The sequence below is a fragment of the Mediterraneibacter sp. 210702-DFI.5.30 genome, from assembly GCF_020560115.1.
Lineage (GTDB): Bacteria > Bacillota > Clostridia > Lachnospirales > Lachnospiraceae > Mediterraneibacter > Mediterraneibacter faecis.
This window is the reverse complement of the sequence record NZ_JAJCME010000236.1, coordinates 1-220: the sequence shown is the minus strand read 5'-3', so window position 1 is coordinate 220 and position 220 is coordinate 1. Positions and strand designations below refer to the sequence as shown.

1 pseudogene is annotated in these 220 nt (G+C 46.8%); it reads left to right on the top strand.

Going from position 1 to position 220, the window contains the following annotated elements:
* Window positions 1-220: pseudogene (locus LI126_RS15400) on the top strand (quinate/shikimate dehydrogenase); the annotation flags it as partial.

Sequence of the window (220 nt, the reverse complement as noted above, 5' to 3'; positions counted from 1 at the left end):
GCCTTATTCAACATTGATGACGACAAATGGGAAAATGCCGTTCGCAATGTTAAGATCATCAACGAAAAAACGGGTGCGCATGCCACGCTGCATCATCTCGAAGACCAGGCCGACTTAAAAAAAGAACTGGCCAGCTGTGATATCTATGTAGATGCAACCGGCGTAGGGATGAAACCACTGGAAGACATGACTTTGGTTGAAGATCCAACGTGGTTCCACC